Genomic DNA, 15,901 nt, shown 5'->3' on the forward strand with positions numbered 1-15,901 from the left:
CGGCGGCCCGCGCGGCCAGCGGCAGCAGGGCGGTGGACATCAGGGCGACTGCCAGGGCGCAGCCCCCGGTCAGGGCCGTGTGGCGATGCCGGCGTTGGGGATGATGCATGACTGACTCCTTGTTGATCAGGCGATGTGGTTCCAGCCGGTGCCACATCTGCAGCGCCGGCAGCAAGCGGGTGTGTTCAGAAGGCGTGGCGGATGCCAAGCTGCATCCCCGATGGGTTCTGTCCGGGACTCGGGTTGGACTGGAAGGTCACCGGGTACGCGATCGGCACCGTGTTCTGGTTGTGCACGTGTGCGTAGGTGGCATAGAGATCGGTACGCTTGGACAGGCCGTAGATGTAGCCGATCACGAAACCGGTCGCGCTGGTGATGCTCTTGTTGTTGTCGTCGTGACGATAGACCACGCTGCCATACAAGCGGCTGCGGCCGTCGATGTTCCAGCGCGCGCCGATCTGGGCATCCCAGCCGCTCGAATTGAACGCCACATAGGGGGGATACGCGTAGTAACCCTTGTAGGTATGGAAGATGGCGGTTGGCTCGAAGCCCCCGATGCGGTAGACCGCGGAGAAGTAGTTGTCGCGTGACGACGGGATCTGCGACGCCTGGTGGATATCGCGTGTGTACTGCTGCTCGCTGACCGCGCCCAGGAACAGTGGGCCGTTACGGTAGTCCACGCCGATACTGAGGAAGCGCCCCGCACGCGTCGTGTCTTCGAGTCCGAACGCATACATCACGCGGCCGGTGAATCCGTAGAAGGTCGGCGTCTTGTACTGGATGGCGTTGTCCACGCGATAGGACGCGTAGAAGAACTCCATGTTGTTCACCATACTGTACGCGGCGGCCCAGCTCGGGTCCGCATAACCCGCAATCCAGTATGAAGGCGTGAACTGGCGGCCCATCGTCACCTCGCCCAGGTCCGCACTCTTGAGTCCGACGAAGGACTGACGGAACTGCGCCGACTGCACGCCCGTGTCGGCGGAGAACATCGGCTCGATCGTGAACACGGCCTTGTAGCCGCCGCCGAGATCCTCGACGCCGCTCAGGTTGAAGCGCGAGTTGTTCAGCCCGCCGCTGGTCATGCGAGTGACGCTGGCCGGGCCCGATTGAATCAGGTGCTCGATGTTCAGGTCGACGTAGCCCGATAGCCATACCGCGCTCTGGGCGTAGGCACCAGCGCATGCGAACAGCATCGCGCCCGGTACAAGCAGCTTCCTTTTCATTGTGTCTCCGAATCTTTTCGTTTCTTGTGTCGCGGGCAACGTCCATCCGCACGGCGGCGCGGCCAACGTGGGTTGCTGGTCATCGCCGCAGGCACCTCCCCCTGCCGTCGTGCGGAAGACCTCGCCTGGCGGCGTCTTCCTCTCTCCCGCGTATTTCCTCAACGTGTATACTCGGGCGTTACAAATTATACGTAGACGAGTATGTGTATTCCGATGATTATTTTCTTATACACAGAGGGGGTTTGGTAATAGCGGGTTGACCCGAATGTGTGTGCGCTATGCCGCACGTATAGCGCGGGAAATCGCTGGCTACCCGCGCAGGACTTCTCAACTTTGTGATTCCGAGGCTCAAATGTCCGTCAATCCACTCAGCGAGATCTCGCTGATTCGCAGGTTGAAGCTGAACCAACTGATGATCTTCGAGCGCGTGCTGCAGACGCGCTCGGTGATGCGCGCCGCCAATGACATGCGCCTGACGCAGCCAGCCGTGACCAAGGTGATCCACGAACTGGAGTCTTGCTTCGATGGCGCGCTATTCCTGCGTTCCAACCGCGGCGTGATGCCGACGGAGCTTGGGTTGCTGCTTGGCCAGCGCGTCAAGTCGTTGATGGCCGAACTGCGTTACATGACCGACGAACTGAACGATTTCCGGCTGGGGACCAGCGGGCACGTCATCGTCGGCACGCTGATCTCGGCATCGGCACGACTGTTGCCGCTGGCCATCTCCATGCTCAAGGCGCGCACGCCGAACGTACTGGTGACCGTGCGCGAAGGCACCACCGCCCACTTGTTTCCGGCGCTGGCCACGGGAGACCTCGACATCGTCGTCGGCCGCCTTCCCGAGCGTGAACTGCCGATTGCCACGGCCTTCCCGCTGACGCATGAGGTGTTGTTCGAGGAGTCGCTCTGCGCGGTGGTCGGCAAGGGCTACGGTGACGCGCCGGATCGCGTGGGGCACCTGTCCGAGCTGGCCGATTCGGCGTGGATACTCCCGACGTCCGACTCTCCGGCACGCCTGGCAGCGGAGCAGCTGTTCCGTACTGCCGGCCTGCCGCTGCCAGGGGACGTTGTCGAGTCGCTGTCGCTGCTGACCAACCTTGGGCTGCTGATGGAGACCCCGCGCATTGCACTGATGCCAAGCGTGGCGGCGAACCAGTTCGCGCGCGCCGGCCTGCTGCGCGTTCTCGACCTGCCGGAGACCTGCGCCTTCGGCACGGTTGGATTCTCGGTGCGTTCGAACAAGGAACAGAGCGCGGCGGGCCGCGCGTTCATCGCTTGCCTGCGAGAGGCCGCGCAGGCAAGCGTGCCCGACGTGCCGCTGCCTTGCTGAGTGACACATTCCGAAAGGGGGGCTTCGGGACGCGCTGGTATTCCTGTTCGGGATAGCCAGCGCCGGATGTTTGATTATCGAGGCCGGCGTGGCTCCCCTAGACTCCGGTCGAGCCATTCAAAAGGCCGGTGGCGCGTTGCGACGCGACGCCGACGGAGAGAGACACCTATGCTGACCTACGGAGCGCCCTTCAATTTCCCGCGCTGGATCGACGAGCATGCACACCTGTTGAAGCCGCCCGTCGGCAACCGGCAGGTGTGGCAGGACAGCGACTTCATCGTGACGGTGGTGGGTGGACCCAACCATCGCACGGATTATCACGACGATCCGCTCGAAGAGTTTTTCTACCAGCTGCGCGGCAATGCCTACCTGAATCTCTGGGTCGACGGCAGACGCGAGCGGGTGGACCTGAAAGAGGGTGACATCTTCCTGCTGCCCCCGCACGTTCGCCATTCCCCGCAGCGTCCCGAGGCCGGCAGCGCCTGCCTGGTGATCGAACGGCAGCGGCCCGCCGGCATGCTGGACGGATTCGAGTGGTATTGCGACGCATGCGGTCACCTGGTGCATCGCGTCGAGGTGCAACTCAAGAGCATCGTCACCGATCTCCCGCCTCTTTTCGAGAGCTTCTACGCCTCGCAAGACAAGCGCCGCTGCCCGCACTGCGGACAAGTCCATCCCGGACGCGCGGCCTGACACGCTGGGTTGACGTCCCGATGGGACACCAGCATTTCCACGCTTTTTTCTAGCAGCATTCCCGCAACCCATGATGATTCGCGAAGACTGTGCCGCACTGGATGCGGCAGACAAACTGGCTGGCTGCCGCGCACGATTTGCGCTGCCGGCTGGCACCATCTACCTCGATGGCAATTCCCTTGGCGCGATGCCCGCCAATGTGCCAGCGCGCATGAAGGTGGCCATCGAACAGGAATGGGCGGAAGGCCTGATCCGCTCGTGGAACGATGCCGACTGGTATCCCGCGCCGCAGCGCACCGGCGATCGCATTGCCCGGCTGATTGGCGCCGGGCAGGGTGAGGTGATCGTGGCCGATTCGACCTCGGTCAACCTGTTCAAGGTACTGGTGGCGGCCACCCGTATGCGGCCCGGCCGCGGCGTGATTCTCGCCGAGCGTACCAATTTCCCGACCGACGTCTACATTGCGGAGAGCGTTGCGGAGATGACGGGCTGTGAGCTGCGTTGCGTCGATCCGGAAGAGGTGATGTCCGCAATCGACGAGAACGTGGCCATCGTCTCGCTGACCCACGTGAACTACAAGACGGGCAAGCGTTACGACATGGAGGCGATGACCCGCCGCGCGCACGAGGCTGGCGCGCTGGTGGTCTGGGACCTCTGCCACACGGCGGGCGCCATGCCGGTCTATCTGAATCGCTGCGAGGTCGATTTTGCGGTCGGATGCGGATACAAGTATCTGAACGGGGGCCCCGGTGCGCCTGCGTTCGTGTTCGTCGCCTCGCGCCACCTGGAGCATGTCCGTCAGCCGCTTTCCGGCTGGCATGGCCACGCTCAGCCATTTGCGTTCACGCACGAGTACGCACCGCATGCCGGTATCGACCGGATGTTGACGGGTACCGCGCCGCAACTCGGCCTGATTTCGCTGGAGAGCGCGCTGGAAGCGTTCGACGGTGTCGACATGGAAGCATTGCGCGAGAAGAGCGTGTCGCTGGGCGACCTGTTTATCGCACTGGCCGAGCAGGAACTGGCGGGACTGGGTTTCACGCTGGCCACGCCGCGTGATGCAGAGCAACGCGGCAGCCAGGTATCGCTGCGGCATGCGGAGGGCTACGCGATCATGCAGGCGCTGATCGCGCGCAACATCATCGGCGATTTTCGCGCCCCTGACATCCTGCGCTTCGGTGTTGCCGCGCTCTACGTTCGCCATGTTGATATCTGGGACACCATCGCAGCACTGAAGGACATCGTCACAAGCGAGGCGTGGAACACGGAAGCGTTCCGCACGCGCAAGTCAGTGACCTGAGTGCAACGGCCAGAACAATAAGAGGAGACAAGCGATGAGGCAGCAACAGGGATTCGACGCAATCGTCGAGCGGGAGCAGGGGCTGCATCGGGGGCTGTCCACCGGACAGCTCTCCATGATCGCCATCGGTGGCGCGATTGGTACGGGCCTGTTCCTGGGGAGCGGGTTTGCCATCGGCTTCGCAGGCCCGAGCGTGCTGGTGAGCTACGCCATCGGGGCGTTGATCGCCTTGCTGCTGATGGGCTGCCTGGCCGAGATGACGGTGGCGCATCCGACTTCCGGCTCGTTCGGCGCCAATGCGGAGCATTACATCGGGCCGCTGGCCGGATTCCTGGTGCGCTATGCCTACTGGTCGTCGATCGTATTCGCGGTCGGCACGGAAGTCACGGCCATCGCGGTCTACATGAAGTACTGGTTTCCGGCGGTGCCCGGGTGGTACTGGATCGTCGGTTTCTCCGCTGCGCTGATCGGCATCAACGCCACCAGCGTCAAGGTGTTCGGCGCGGTCGAATATGTGTTCTCGATGCTGAAGATTGCCGCCATCGTCGGCTTTATCCTGCTCGGCGCCTATGTGGTGACACGTGCGCCGGCCGAGTCAGGCATCGGGTTGGCCAACTACACCGCGCATGGTGGCTTCTTCCCGAAAGGGATGTGGGGTACGTGGGTGGCGGTGATCGTGTCCATCTTCAGCTACCTGAGCATCGAGATGATTGCCGTGGCGGCCGGCGAGGCACGCGACCCGGAGACCGCCATCACGCGCGCATTTCGCGCGACCATGGTGCGTCTGGTGTTCTTCTATCTGCTGACGCTCGCGCTGATGCTGATGATCGTGCCGTGGACGGCGGCCGGCGCCGGTGAAAGTCCGTTCGTCAGGGTGATGGCGGCCACGCGCGTACCGGGTGCCGCGGCGGTGTTCAACTTCGTGATTCTGGTGGCGGCGTTGTCTGCCATGAACAGCCAGCTCTATATCACCACACGGATGATGTTCAGCTTGTCCCGCGCGGGCTACGCGCCAAAGGCGCTGGGTCAGGTCAACGGTCGCGGCGTGCCCATGACGGCGTTGTTGTTGTCCACCGTTGGCATCGCCTTCGCGGTGGTGCTCAACGTGGTGTATCCGGATGCCTCGTTCATGCTGATGATGGCGATCTCGATGTTCGGTGCGATGTTCACCTGGCTGATGATCTTCATCACGCATCTGTTCTTTCGGCGGCAACACCGGGGGCGGCCGCTCGCCTTCAGGATGTGGGGCTTTCCGGTGACAACGCTGCTCGGCGCGGGGCTGATGTTCGCCACGCTGGTGACAACGTGGTTCACGCCGGAGTTCAGGATGACCCTGGTGGCGGGCGTGCCTTTCATGCTGGCGCTGTCGGCGGCCTACTGGCTCTGGTACCGGAAGCGCGGTGGTGCAGCACAAGGGGACGGGGAAGACGCCGGGCACGCGGAGGTGCGCAACAGCTGGTAACGGTCGAATCTGCAGGCGGTCTCCATGCGATGAATACTGTTTCTTATTGGTGTATACACGAACTTCAAATGTGAGTTCGTTTGTAAGAAACTGTACTCATAACGACATGGAGACAAAATGGAACCGTTGTACCGGGGGCGGCTCGCACCGCTCGTTGCCTCATTTCCCGTGCTGCTATGCGCAGCCACCCCAGCCGCCGCCCAGAGCGACGGTGTGCAGATCTACGGTTTCATCAAGGAGAACGTCGAGTCGATCCAGGTTTCCGGGAACGGGCGCAGCCAGTCCCTGGCACGCCTGTCCAACGATCTGTCGGTGCTCGGCTTTCGTGGCGGGGAGTCGCTGGGAGGCGGCAACCGTGCCTTCTTCCAGATCGAGACGAACCTGCGCATGGACGGCACCGGCACCGCGCAGATCGGTGACCGCAATACCGCCGTTGGTCTGAGCGGCCCCTGGGGGCAGTTCTGGATGGGGCAGTGGGAGATGCCCCTGCGCTACGTGTCGGTGTACAAGGTGGACCCGTTCACGGCAGGGATCTTTGCGTCCAACTCGATCATGGGGAATGGCTTCGTGACCGCCGCGAATGGCGTCTCGCCGCAGTCGTTCGACCGTCGCCAGCCCAACCTTGTCCAGTACGCCACGCCGGACTGGGGCGGTGTGTCGGCGCGCGTGGCGGTATCGATGCCGGAAAACCGCACGGCCACCACGAATCCGATTGCCTGGTCTGGGCTGGTCAGCTACGAATCCGGCCAATGGTATGCGGCGTGGGGCCACGAGTACCACGGCGATTATTTCTATAGTGGCTCGCACGACTACGCCGATCGGGTCGGACTGGTGTACGCCATCGGCGGCGTCAGATTGCGCGCCGCCTATGAGCGGCTCAGCTACGAGCCTGCGCCGGGGCAGTCGGTGCGGCGCGATGCGTGGCAGGCTGCGGCTACCTACAATCGCGGGCCACATACGTTCCGTGCGTCGTACACGCAGGGAGGCAATGCCCACGGCAACACTGTCCAGGCCGTGGGCGGTATCGGCCTGCCGGGCACTGATTCCGGCGCGTGGCAGGTGTCGCTGGGATATGGCTATACGCTGTCAAAGCGTACTGAACTCTGGGCGGCCTATACGCGTCTGGTTAACCACGCCACCGCCAGCTATAACCTGTCGGCCAACTCCGTGCCCGGCCTGAAGGCAGGCGATGCGGTCAGCGGCTTCGGTCTGGGCATCACCCACAATTTCTGATCTCCTGCCGTTACCGCCTTCAACCGAAAGTAGTCAGGCGGCCTGGTGGCAGACTGCTTCGATGTTGTGGCCGTCTGGATCGAGAACGAAGGCGCCGTAGTAGTCCGGATGATAGTGCGGTCGCAACCCGGGGCCACCGTTGTCGCGGCCGCCGGCCGCCATGGCGGCCTTGTAGAACGCATCGACTTCCGCCCGGCTGTCTACGCGGAAAGCGACGTGCAGCGGTGGCTTGTTGGGGGTGCCCGAAATAAGCCAGAACTCCGGCTTTCCCGGCGGCCCGAATCCGGCCACGTCAGTGTGCCCAGTCACGCTGGCCGGAATTTCCATGATCTTGACGATGCCAATCGCGCCAAGCGCAGCAGCGTAGAAGTCCAGACTCCGGGAGAAATCGCTAACGTTGACGCCGGTATGGTCGATCATCAGTTCTCACCTCTCACAATCAACAGGTAGGTAGTCCGCATGGGTGCATCCGCTGCACGACTCGCGAGACGATACCTGAACAGATAGTGTGGCTCAAGCGGCGGTGCTGCTTACCTGGAGCCAGTTATTGGGAGAACAGGGGAATTGCTCGGTAAAGCTCGGTATAGCTCGATCGCTACTCCGCGCGCGCATCTTTTGCATTGGCCGTTGCCACGTCGGACAGCGCGTCAAGTGCTGGGAACTGCTGGGCGCCGGTATCGATGGTTCCTGTACTCGTGCAGGTATGCTCGGCAGGCGACCGCGCTCGTGGCAAGCTCGACTGCGCTTACCCTGAGATAGTCGGCTTCGTGGAATTGCCGCCGACTGAATCCACGAGGCAACTCTTCAGAGCAACCACAAGCTCGCGCATACCCGTTGCGGTTCGCGTGATCATCGTCAAGGGGGGCATCGCGGCGATGCGTTGCACATCGAGGATGACCAGGCTCTTGTTGATTCTGACCTCCTCTTGTGCCTGCTGCACGCGCATCGGCCCGATACAACGCGGGTCCAGGCGAATGAGCGTTAGCACCGTGAGGGGAGAGAGGCATTCGATGCACGGTTGTGGCGGCGTGATGCCTTCTGTCAGGCTGGCGGCGATAACGGCGCGGCGCAGCAGGGAGCCCCGGGGGGGCAGGATCCATTGCTGTTCGGCAAGTTGATTCCAGCTGATCTTCTTTCGCTTGGCCAGCGGATGGGTACGGGACGCGACCACGCACATATGATCTTCGGCTAGCACGTCGACACGCAGGCGGTCCAGCCGCTCGTTATTCAGCTCATCGGGCGCGAGCGCCCCGACGATGCAATCGATTTCGCCCTGCAGCAGGTCGGCGATGAGCTGACTCACTTGCGCTTCACGGATCTGAACGAACACATTCGGCATGCGTCGTCGTAACTCGACGATGCCCTGCGGCAATGAGGTAGAACCGGAGAAGGTGCCGATGCGCAGCATCCCGCTGGCGCCCGCGCGCATCACGGTGGCCTCCTGCTGGGCTGCTGCGAGTTCTGCCACCAGCATCCCGGAGCGACGCATCAACGCGAGCCCGATGTGGTTGGCGGAAATCCCGCGCGCGGTGCGATCGAACAGGGGGCCACCGAAGATTTCCTCGATCTCCTGGATCATGCGCGACACAGCCGGCTGGGTGAGGTGCATGCGCTTGGCAGCCGCGTGCACAGTCGCCACTTCCCCGAGGTGGCCCAGCAGTTCGAAATGCCGCAGGCGCAATTTGCGCAACAGGTGATGGTTAAGGTCGTCCACGGTGGTAATGCCTGATCACGGCGATACGTTTTTGGCATCAATGTATCAGATTATCTGAATAGTCGATTATTGGCTTGCTTCTTAAACTACCTGCACCTTTTCCAGAAGCGAACCCATGACCTCCCTTCCTTCATCGGTTGCTGCAAGTGCCATCGTCGACTGCCTTGACGCAAGCGGCTTGCATCACATCGTCACCGTGCCCGACTTCGTTCAGCTCTCGGTTCACGCCCTGCTCGATCGCCGCGCGCAATTCAAAGTCATCCATTGCTCGGACGAGAACCAGGCCATCCATGTGGCCGGGGGCTTGCAGATTGGTGGTAAGCGGACAGCCGTACTTATCCAGAATCAGGGCCTGCTCAATTGCATGAACAGCTTGCGCGCCGTTGGCCTGGATGCCGGCCTGCCGATGCTGCTGGTGGTTGGCCAGTTCGGGCGCGAGTTCGACAACGTTGGACAAGACCCTGCCCAATCGCGCCGGCGTGTGGTGAACCTCGTGGAACCGATGCTGGACGTGATGGGTATCCCGCATTGGCGCCTGGATGGGCCGCAGGACGTTGGTTGTATCGAGGAAGCGGCGAGAGCCAGCGTTGCACGCCACATGCCTGCCGCTGTGCTGATTGGTCACTACACCGGATGGAACTGAGCATGACTCTGAATACACAAGAAGCTTGCGAGATCATTCGCGACGCGCGCGCCGAGGCAATCGTGGTCAGCACGATGTCCGCCATGAACTGCATGGATCAGATCGATCCGGACTATGCGCTCGGCCTTTCCTCCGTGCCGCTGATGGGCGGCGCGGCCGGTTTGGCGCTGGGATTGGCGCTCTCGGTCCCGCAGCGCAAGGTTATCGTGCTGGACGGCGACGCCAGTCTGCTGATGGAGCTTGGCGTGCTGGCGACAGTCGCGGGCGTGCGCCCGGCGAACCTCTACCACTTCGTGTTTGCCAATGGGGTGCAGTTCAACGGCGGCGCCAACCTGGCGGTGGCGGGTTCTGCGCCGATCGACTTCTGCGCGATGGCCATGGCCGCTGGCTATGCCAGTGCGACGCGCTTTGACCAGGCGGCGCACCTTCGGGAGGCCATTGCTTCCTGCCTGACCCAGCCCGCTCCAGCACTGATTGAACTGACCATTGCACCGACGGCGCCGCGCTTCGGCCCGACGTTTCTGCAGCCGGAGCAGCCAGACGCTCGCTTCGAGCGCATGGGCAAGGAGGCGCAGCGATTGATGCGCAACCTGGGAACCCTCGCATGAAGGCGACGCAGACAACGGCAGACTACGTCGTGGTCGGCGCCGGTTCCGCCGGCTGCGCTCTGGCTGCCGGTCTAGCACGCTCTGGCAAGCACAGCGTGACGCTACTCGAGGCAGGCAACGACTCGCGCCAGGTGTGGGTTCGAGTGCCTGCGGGAGTTGCCTACCTGATTCGCGATGAGCGGGTCGTGCGGCGCTTCTTCACGGAACCCGAAAAGCAGTTGAACGACCGGAAAATCTACTGGCCGCGTGGCCGGGTGCTGGGTGGTTCCTCGGCGGTCAACGGAATGATCTGGGTGCACGGCGATAGCCAGGAGTACGACCGCTGGCGCGACGAGCATGGCCTCGCAGACTGGGGCAGCGACAAGTTCAAGCCCTATCTGAAACGTGCAGAGTGCTACCGGGCGGGCGACCCGGCGATGCGCGGGCACGCCGGCCCGGTGCGGGTGAGCGAGTACGGGCCGCATCTGCCGTTAATGGAGGGCTTTGTGCAGGCTTGCGTGCAGGCCGGCATACCGGCCAACCCGGACTACAACGGCACCAACTACGAAGGGGTTGGCTACCTCCAGCTCAACACCCGGCGCGGCCTGCGTGTCAGCGCACGCGATGCCTACCTGAAGTCTCTGCCTGCCAACAGCAGGTTGAGCGTGCAGACAGGCGCCATGGCACAGCGCATCCTGTTCGACGGCTCGCGGGCATGCGGTGTCGAGTACCGAGTCGGCGGCGAACTGCGTCAAGTGTTTGCCGCGAAGGAAGTCATCCTCTCTGCCGGTGCGCTGCAGTCCCCGCAACTGCTGGAGCTCTCAGGCATTGGCGATGCGGCGCGCCTGCGCGCCCTGGGCATCGACGTGCGGCATCATGCGCCGGAGGTGGGCGAATGTCTGCGCGACCATCTACATGTGCGCCTGACCTTCGAATCTCGCAATGCTGTGACGCTCAACCAGATCATGCCGAGCCTGTGGCGCAAGGCACTGATGGCGGCGCGCCTGGCCGTGCATGGCAACGGTCTCATGAGCAGCGGTAGCGCGGTCGCGCATGCCTTGGTGCGCACCGCGCCGCACCTGAGTCAGGCGGACGCAAAGCTCCAGTTGCACTACCTATCGAGCGCCGACGCGCGCACGGCCGGCAAGCTGGTCCTGGACGAGTTCTCGGGCTTCTCCATCGGGACCTTTGCGCTCACGCCGAAGTCACAGGGCACGGTGCATATCGTTTCGCCTGACCCTGCTCAGGCACCCGCGATGAACGCCAACTACCTGCAACACCCCGACGATGTCGCTTCGATGCTCGGGGCACTGCGGTTGGCGCGCAGAGTTGCCCAGCAGCCGGCCCTCGCGCGCTTCGTGGTGCGGGAAACCCGACCCGGGCCCGCGGGCAACTCCGATGAGGAACTGCTCGACTACGCGCGCGCGGTCGGCCAGACCTCCTATCACCCCATCGGCTCCTGCCGCATGGGTACCGATGCGAGATCGGTGGTGGACGAGCGTCTGCGCGTGCGCGGCGTGTCGTGCCTGCGTGTTGCAGACGCATCCGTCATGCCGACGATGCCCTCTGCCAACACCAACGCGCCGTCGATTGCTATTGGCGAGAAGGCGGTCGATCTGATACTTGAAGACGCCAACCGCTGACCTCCCTCCTTACAGGTTAACGTCATGAAGAAACACTTTGCTCGTTTGATTTCCCTTGCGGCGCTTTGCTGCATCTCCCTGAGTGCCACGGCGCAGGCGGAAACCGGATTTCCGGTGCGGCCAATCAGGCTAGTGGTACCTGCCAGCGCGGGCGGCGAGCCCGACATCCTCGCGCGCCTCGTGGCCCGGAAAATGAGTGTGGACCTGCGACAGCCGATCGTCGTCGAGAACAAGGTTGGCGCCAGCGGATTGATCGGTGTGGCCTCGGTCGCAAACGCGAAAGCTGACGGATACACCATCGGCATCGTCTACCAGGCGGCGCTTGCGCTGTCGCCTCACCTTATCGCCAAGAGACTCTTTGACCCGCTTGCCGACATCGCCCCGATCGGCCTGATCTCCGTTTCTGGAAACGCGTTGATGGTGCCGAAGAACTCGCCGATCACCTCCTATGCCGATCTGATAGCGCGAGCAAAGTCTAGCCCGGGAAAACTTAGTTTTGGCTCATGGGGAGAGGGTAGCGCGGGTCATATCAGCGGCGAGGTCATGAACAAGGCCGCTGGCGTTAACATCCTGCACATTCCTTACAAGGGGTCCAGCGAATCCGTAATGGCCATGCTGGGCGGCGAGATCGATGCGGTCTTCGGCGGATGGGGCCTGGCGTCGACGCAAGTGAAGGCCGGGAAGGTGCGCGTTCTTGCTGTTACCTCGCCGCAGCGCTCCCCAATGTTTCCCTCGGTGCCCACGTTCAGGGAGCTCGGCATTCAGTTCGGCCTGAACTCCTGGTACGGTTTGGTAGCACCTGCGGGAGTCCCGCCGGACGCGATGAGGCGCCTTGAGGAATCCTTGCGTAGGGCTGTCAACGGACCGGAGATTGCAGAGCGACTTCAGAGCATGGGCATGCTGCCGCAGACCTCGACGCCAGCCGAGTTGCGCGACCGCATTCGCAGCGACTACGACACTTGGGGAAAGAAGATTGCCGAGACCGGCATTCAGGTTCACTGAGGCAAGCGCCGATCCTGCGATCTGATTCATCGCGTCATTGAGTTTGCAATAACTACGATCATCTCTCCTGGCTCGCCTCTCATCCAGTCGGCATTTGGAATGCCCTCGTCAAATCGACTATTCCATGCCGAGTTTCAAGTACCACTGGATGGTGCCGGGCGCCGGGGGGTACCACCTTTGTATGCGCCAGGCGCCCAGTAATTGTCCCGAGGAGTAGTACGAATATGAAGCGACCGCAGTGGCAGATGCTTGGTCAGGAGCCGGACTATCGATTCACGCTTGCGAACGAGCGCACCTTTCTGGCTTGGATTCGGACTGCACTTGCCGTCTTGGCTGGCGGCATTGTTCTCGACCAATTCGCTAGCCATGTGGAATCGAAAGCCGTACTTTCTGGTGTAGCACTAGCGTTGTCGTTGCTGGCAGCGGTGATGGCAGGCTGCGCTTATTCTCGTTGGAAGGGGAATGAGATCGCGATGCGTCATTCCGGGCCCCTTCCTGCCTCTATCGGCATCCCGCTGCTCAGTGCTGTGATCAGCTGCGTAGCATTGGTCCTTACTGTCGGACTGGTGGTCAAGCTTCAGTGAGTCGCGATCCTGGAGCCCAGCCGGAGCGCACAGCGCTCGCATGGAGACGTACAGCACTTTCCACACTGGTCAACGGTGCTCTACTAGTGCGCGCCGCCGCGGAGGCACATTCCGCCGGCTTGTGGGTGGCCGCCTTGCTGGTTGTCGTTGGCGCTTTGGCCATGTTTGCTGTAGGGTGGTATCGCCATCGCTCGCTCACGCTCGAAACGGCTCCGCCCTCAGTCCATGCGGCATTGATGATCGTCTGTCTCTGCACCGTCTTGCTCGCTTGCGTTGCATCAGTCGTTATCCGCGTAGGAAAGTAAGACTGGCATTGCTTCGCGAGCGTGTAAGTACTGGGGAGGCAGATGTCGTCGGGTGCCCACAGGCATTGGCTGACCCCACTCCGCCACGGATTGGCTACCTATTCAGTTTGAGACGGGACAGCACTAGGATTTTTCGTCTGTGTAACTCTCTCGCGGAGGATAAACACCGGCGAGGCGGGCGATCAGGATCGCGACGAACAAGCTGCCGGTGATCTGTTCCACCATGCACATGCCGCGTGCCGGCCGCGTCAGTGGCGTGATGTCGCCGAAGCCTGTGCTCGTGAGGACGGTTATGCTGAAGTAAAGCGCGTCGGCGTAGACGAGCCTTCCCGGTTGCCCGACGACCATGTACGACTGCGGATAGAAGAATCCGATACTCGCGTAGACGTACGCCCAGAGGACGCCGATCAGCAGATAGGCGGCAGCGGCGCCAAACAGCTTGTCCGGCGTCATGATCCTGGGCTGGAAGACATAGCGGAGAAGATACGCGACGGTGATGAAGTAGAGCGCAACGCTGAACAGCCAGGATACGGCGAGGCTGCTGTCGTCATCGTGCCAAAGGCCGAGGTACTGGAACCACATGGCCGGGAGGGCAAGCAACAGCACGATCACGAACGACAGGGTTGTGCGGCCGACTGCTGCCACGGTCGCCAGCAGCAGGAACATATTGACGATGTTCAGGACGAGGCGGCCACTGTCGCTCGGTGGGACAAACGATACCGCGCCGATGAGCGTGAGCAACACCAAAAAGAGCCAGAAACAGCGCTGGTAGAAAATGCGAGAGAGCGCGTCGCGCGTGGTACGGATGGCCATGCTGATATCGTCCCGGCCCTCACCGCGCGAGCGAGGCAAGGCGCGAAGCAAGCCGCTCGGCCAGCGCGCGATCAATGACCTCGAACGAACGGCTTGCCCGCTCATAGGCGTACATGTCGCCCGTGGCGATGTCGAACCACCAGCCGCTCAGTACGAGCGCCCTCGCCATAACTTGCTGGCGTACGATAGGGTAAGTCATCAGATGTTCGATCTGCACGAGGACGTTGAGCTGTGACAACTGGTCGTGCGGCTTCAGGCTTTCATCGAGCGCACCCTCATGTTCGAGGCGGAAGGCTGCATTGCTGGCGTGATAAAGCCATTTATCGAGATTTGGTGCTTTCAGCTTCGGGTTGCGTGAATAGACAGCTTTCATGGCGCCGCATTCGGAATGCCCGCACACGACAATGTTCGCGACCTTCAGCACCAACACCGCGTACTCGATTGCGCTTGCCTCGGAGAGATCGCCGGTCGAGACGCCTTCCGCAGTTGCCGGGGGTATCAGATTGCCAACGTTGCGCATCGTAAAAAGATCGCCGGGATGCGTCGATGCGAGCAGGTCCGGAACAACCCGACTATCCGAGCATGTGATGAAGAGCGCATCAGGCGTTTGCGCGAGTGCGAGCCTGCTGAACTGTTCTGCGTACCGCGGTAGCATCTTCTCGCGAAATTCCACAATGCCCATTATGAGTTTGCGCATGGTGTGCTTCTGACATTGTTGAGCCTGACAATTCTTCCGGTCCTTGCGAGACCCGGGTACGGGTATCAACGGTTCCTGGAGTGGTACCGGGACATGCTCACTACGGTCCTGAGGTGGCGAGATGTAGTCAAATATGCACCGAGAGGGCGATCAATCGGGTTGGGATACCTTTCATCGTCGGGAACTGCGAGGGACCAGGTTGTCGCCACGTTGCTTCTCGATGTATTCACACACGCTGGATGTCATCAGGTCGGTGCGGAAGCAAACACAGCCTGAGACGGGCTATCGTTGTACCGTCTCAGTGCAAGGAGCGTACGGGGATCTGGCGACTGCATCCCAGCTATACAGTGGCCATTTACTATGCATTGCCCTGTGTATGTGGCGCAGGATTGCACACGTGCTGAAACATCCTGAGTTACTGCTCGATGCCGCGACTACTGCGACAGCCACCGCCAAGCGATTGCGTTATCGCAGCAGGATGTTCGCAGCTTGCGCGATTGCTGCGCTGGCGCTCGCGAAGTTCTGGCCAGGATGGAACATGCTCGCCATGATTCCAATGCTGCTATTGCGATGGCCTCGGCGGCGCTGATTCCGGGACTTGATTTACGCCGGGGATACGTATAGCGGTCTGTCCGCGCGTACAGAATAGGAGGACTCGCCGTCTACATG

The 15,901-nt window shown here is 62.1% G+C and carries 16 protein-coding genes; 11 read left to right on the forward strand and 5 right to left on the reverse strand.

The features are described from left to right. Positions 1-185: 185 nt before the first annotated feature. Positions 186-1,226, reverse strand: a complete 1,041-nt coding sequence (locus D769_RS14400) for a porin (protein ID WP_008646197.1) — start codon at positions 1,224-1,226, stop codon at positions 186-188. Between the two features lie 352 nt (positions 1,227-1,578). On the opposite strand from D769_RS14400, the gene D769_RS14405 reads away from it, so the two are divergent. From D769_RS14405 to D769_RS14425, 5 genes are all read left to right on the forward strand, one after another. Next, positions 1,579-2,556, forward strand: a complete 978-nt coding sequence (locus D769_RS14405; protein WP_008646198.1) for a LysR substrate-binding domain-containing protein — start codon at positions 1,579-1,581, stop codon at positions 2,554-2,556. A 168-nt stretch (positions 2,557-2,724) separates the two neighbouring features. Continuing rightward, the gene (locus D769_RS14410) at positions 2,725-3,249 is read left to right on the forward strand and encodes a 3-hydroxyanthranilate 3,4-dioxygenase (RefSeq protein WP_008646199.1); all 525 of its coding nucleotides are present in this window, start codon (positions 2,725-2,727) and stop codon (positions 3,247-3,249) included. Between the two features lie 70 nt (positions 3,250-3,319). Then, positions 3,320-4,549: a kynureninase gene (gene kynU / locus D769_RS14415; RefSeq protein ID WP_008646200.1), complete on the forward strand. Its 1,230-nt coding sequence runs from the start codon at positions 3,320-3,322 to the stop codon at positions 4,547-4,549. 34 nt (positions 4,550-4,583) lie between these two features. Then, the gene (locus D769_RS14420) at positions 4,584-6,011 is read left to right on the forward strand and encodes an amino acid permease (protein ID WP_008646201.1); all 1,428 of its coding nucleotides are present in this window, start codon (positions 4,584-4,586) and stop codon (positions 6,009-6,011) included. Positions 6,012-6,128: 117 nt separating this feature from the next. After that, positions 6,129-7,244, forward strand: a complete 1,116-nt coding sequence (locus D769_RS14425) for a porin (protein WP_008646202.1) — start codon at positions 6,129-6,131, stop codon at positions 7,242-7,244. A gap of 33 nt (positions 7,245-7,277) precedes the next feature. Here the strand turns inward: D769_RS14425 and D769_RS14430 are convergent, their stop codons facing one another. Together D769_RS14430 and D769_RS14435 are read right to left on the reverse strand one after the other, a co-directional pair. Beyond that, on the reverse strand, positions 7,278-7,664 hold the full coding sequence (locus D769_RS14430) for a VOC family protein (RefSeq protein WP_008646205.1): 387 nt from the start codon (positions 7,662-7,664) through the stop codon (positions 7,278-7,280). Between the two features lie 325 nt (positions 7,665-7,989). Further along, a complete protein-coding gene (locus tag D769_RS14435; protein ID WP_008646206.1) occupies positions 7,990-8,958 on the reverse strand; it encodes a LysR substrate-binding domain-containing protein in 969 nt (322 codons plus the stop codon). A gap of 115 nt (positions 8,959-9,073) precedes the next feature. Here D769_RS14435 and D769_RS14440 point away from each other — a divergent pair, with 115 nt between their 5' ends. The 6 genes from D769_RS14440 (at position 9,074) to D769_RS31060 (ending at position 13,722) form a co-directional block, all read left to right on the forward strand. After that, the gene (locus tag D769_RS14440) at positions 9,074-9,601 is read left to right on the forward strand and encodes a thiamine pyrophosphate-binding protein (protein WP_008646207.1); all 528 of its coding nucleotides are present in this window, start codon (positions 9,074-9,076) and stop codon (positions 9,599-9,601) included. Continuing rightward, positions 9,592-10,209: a thiamine pyrophosphate-dependent enzyme gene (locus D769_RS14445; protein WP_008646208.1), complete on the forward strand. Its 618-nt coding sequence runs from the start codon at positions 9,592-9,594 to the stop codon at positions 10,207-10,209. Before D769_RS14440 ends, D769_RS14445 begins: the two co-directional genes overlap by 10 nt. Beyond that, positions 10,206-11,831 carry a GMC family oxidoreductase N-terminal domain-containing protein gene (locus D769_RS14450; protein WP_008646209.1) on the forward strand — a complete coding sequence of 542 codons (1,626 nt, stop codon included), beginning with the start codon at positions 10,206-10,208 and terminating at the stop codon, positions 11,829-11,831. Before D769_RS14445 ends, D769_RS14450 begins: the two co-directional genes overlap by 4 nt. Before the next feature lie 24 nt (positions 11,832-11,855). Beyond that, positions 11,856-12,833, forward strand: a complete 978-nt coding sequence (locus D769_RS14455; protein ID WP_008646210.1) for a tripartite tricarboxylate transporter substrate binding protein — start codon at positions 11,856-11,858, stop codon at positions 12,831-12,833. A gap of 224 nt (positions 12,834-13,057) precedes the next feature. Continuing rightward, positions 13,058-13,417 carry a DUF202 domain-containing protein gene (locus D769_RS14460; protein ID WP_008646212.1) on the forward strand — a complete coding sequence of 120 codons (360 nt, stop codon included), beginning with the start codon at positions 13,058-13,060 and terminating at the stop codon, positions 13,415-13,417. Beyond that, a complete protein-coding gene (locus D769_RS31060; protein WP_080709846.1) occupies positions 13,414-13,722 on the forward strand; it encodes a DUF202 domain-containing protein in 309 nt (102 codons plus the stop codon). Before D769_RS14460 ends, D769_RS31060 begins: the two co-directional genes overlap by 4 nt. Positions 13,723-13,845: 123 nt before the next feature. Here the strand turns inward: D769_RS31060 and D769_RS14465 are convergent, their stop codons facing one another. Both D769_RS14465 and D769_RS14470 read right to left on the reverse strand, forming a co-directional pair. Continuing rightward, the gene (locus tag D769_RS14465) at positions 13,846-14,535 is read right to left on the reverse strand and encodes a potassium channel family protein (protein ID WP_008646213.1); all 690 of its coding nucleotides are present in this window, start codon (positions 14,533-14,535) and stop codon (positions 13,846-13,848) included. Between the two features lie 19 nt (positions 14,536-14,554). Then, a complete protein-coding gene (locus D769_RS14470; protein ID WP_040011055.1) occupies positions 14,555-15,232 on the reverse strand; it encodes a carbonic anhydrase in 678 nt (225 codons plus the stop codon). Positions 15,233-15,901 lie beyond the last annotated feature (669 nt).

This window comes from Cupriavidus sp. HMR-1 (assembly GCF_000319775.1).
GTDB classification, from domain to species: Bacteria; Pseudomonadota; Gammaproteobacteria; order Burkholderiales; family Burkholderiaceae; genus Cupriavidus; species Cupriavidus metallidurans.

Bases quoted from the DNA above. Each gene is read 5' to 3' on its own strand.
- D769_RS14400 (WP_008646197.1), bottom strand. From the start codon at position 1,226: ATGAAAAGGAAGCTGCTTGTACCGGGCGCGATGCTGTTCGCATGCGCT.
- D769_RS14405 (WP_008646198.1), top strand. From the start codon at position 1,579: ATGTCCGTCAATCCACTCAGCGAGATCTCGCTGATTCGCAGGTTGAAG.
- D769_RS14410 (WP_008646199.1), top strand. From the start codon at position 2,725: ATGCTGACCTACGGAGCGCCCTTCAATTTCCCGCGCTGGATCGACGAG.
- kynU (WP_008646200.1), top strand. From the start codon at position 3,320: ATGATGATTCGCGAAGACTGTGCCGCACTGGATGCGGCAGACAAACTG.
- D769_RS14420 (WP_008646201.1), top strand. From the start codon at position 4,584: ATGAGGCAGCAACAGGGATTCGACGCAATCGTCGAGCGGGAGCAGGGG.
- D769_RS14425 (WP_008646202.1), top strand. From the start codon at position 6,129: ATGGAACCGTTGTACCGGGGGCGGCTCGCACCGCTCGTTGCCTCATTT.
- D769_RS14430 (WP_008646205.1), bottom strand. From the start codon at position 7,664: ATGATCGACCATACCGGCGTCAACGTTAGCGATTTCTCCCGGAGTCTG.
- D769_RS14440 (WP_008646207.1), top strand. From the start codon at position 9,074: ATGACCTCCCTTCCTTCATCGGTTGCTGCAAGTGCCATCGTCGACTGC.
- D769_RS14445 (WP_008646208.1), top strand. From the start codon at position 9,592: ATGGAACTGAGCATGACTCTGAATACACAAGAAGCTTGCGAGATCATT.
- D769_RS14450 (WP_008646209.1), top strand. From the start codon at position 10,206: ATGAAGGCGACGCAGACAACGGCAGACTACGTCGTGGTCGGCGCCGGT.
- D769_RS14455 (WP_008646210.1), top strand. From the start codon at position 11,856: ATGAAGAAACACTTTGCTCGTTTGATTTCCCTTGCGGCGCTTTGCTGC.
- D769_RS14460 (WP_008646212.1), top strand. From the start codon at position 13,058: ATGAAGCGACCGCAGTGGCAGATGCTTGGTCAGGAGCCGGACTATCGA.
- D769_RS14465 (WP_008646213.1), bottom strand. From the start codon at position 14,535: ATGGCCATCCGTACCACGCGCGACGCGCTCTCTCGCATTTTCTACCAG.
- D769_RS14470 (WP_040011055.1), bottom strand. From the start codon at position 15,232: ATGCGCAAACTCATAATGGGCATTGTGGAATTTCGCGAGAAGATGCTA.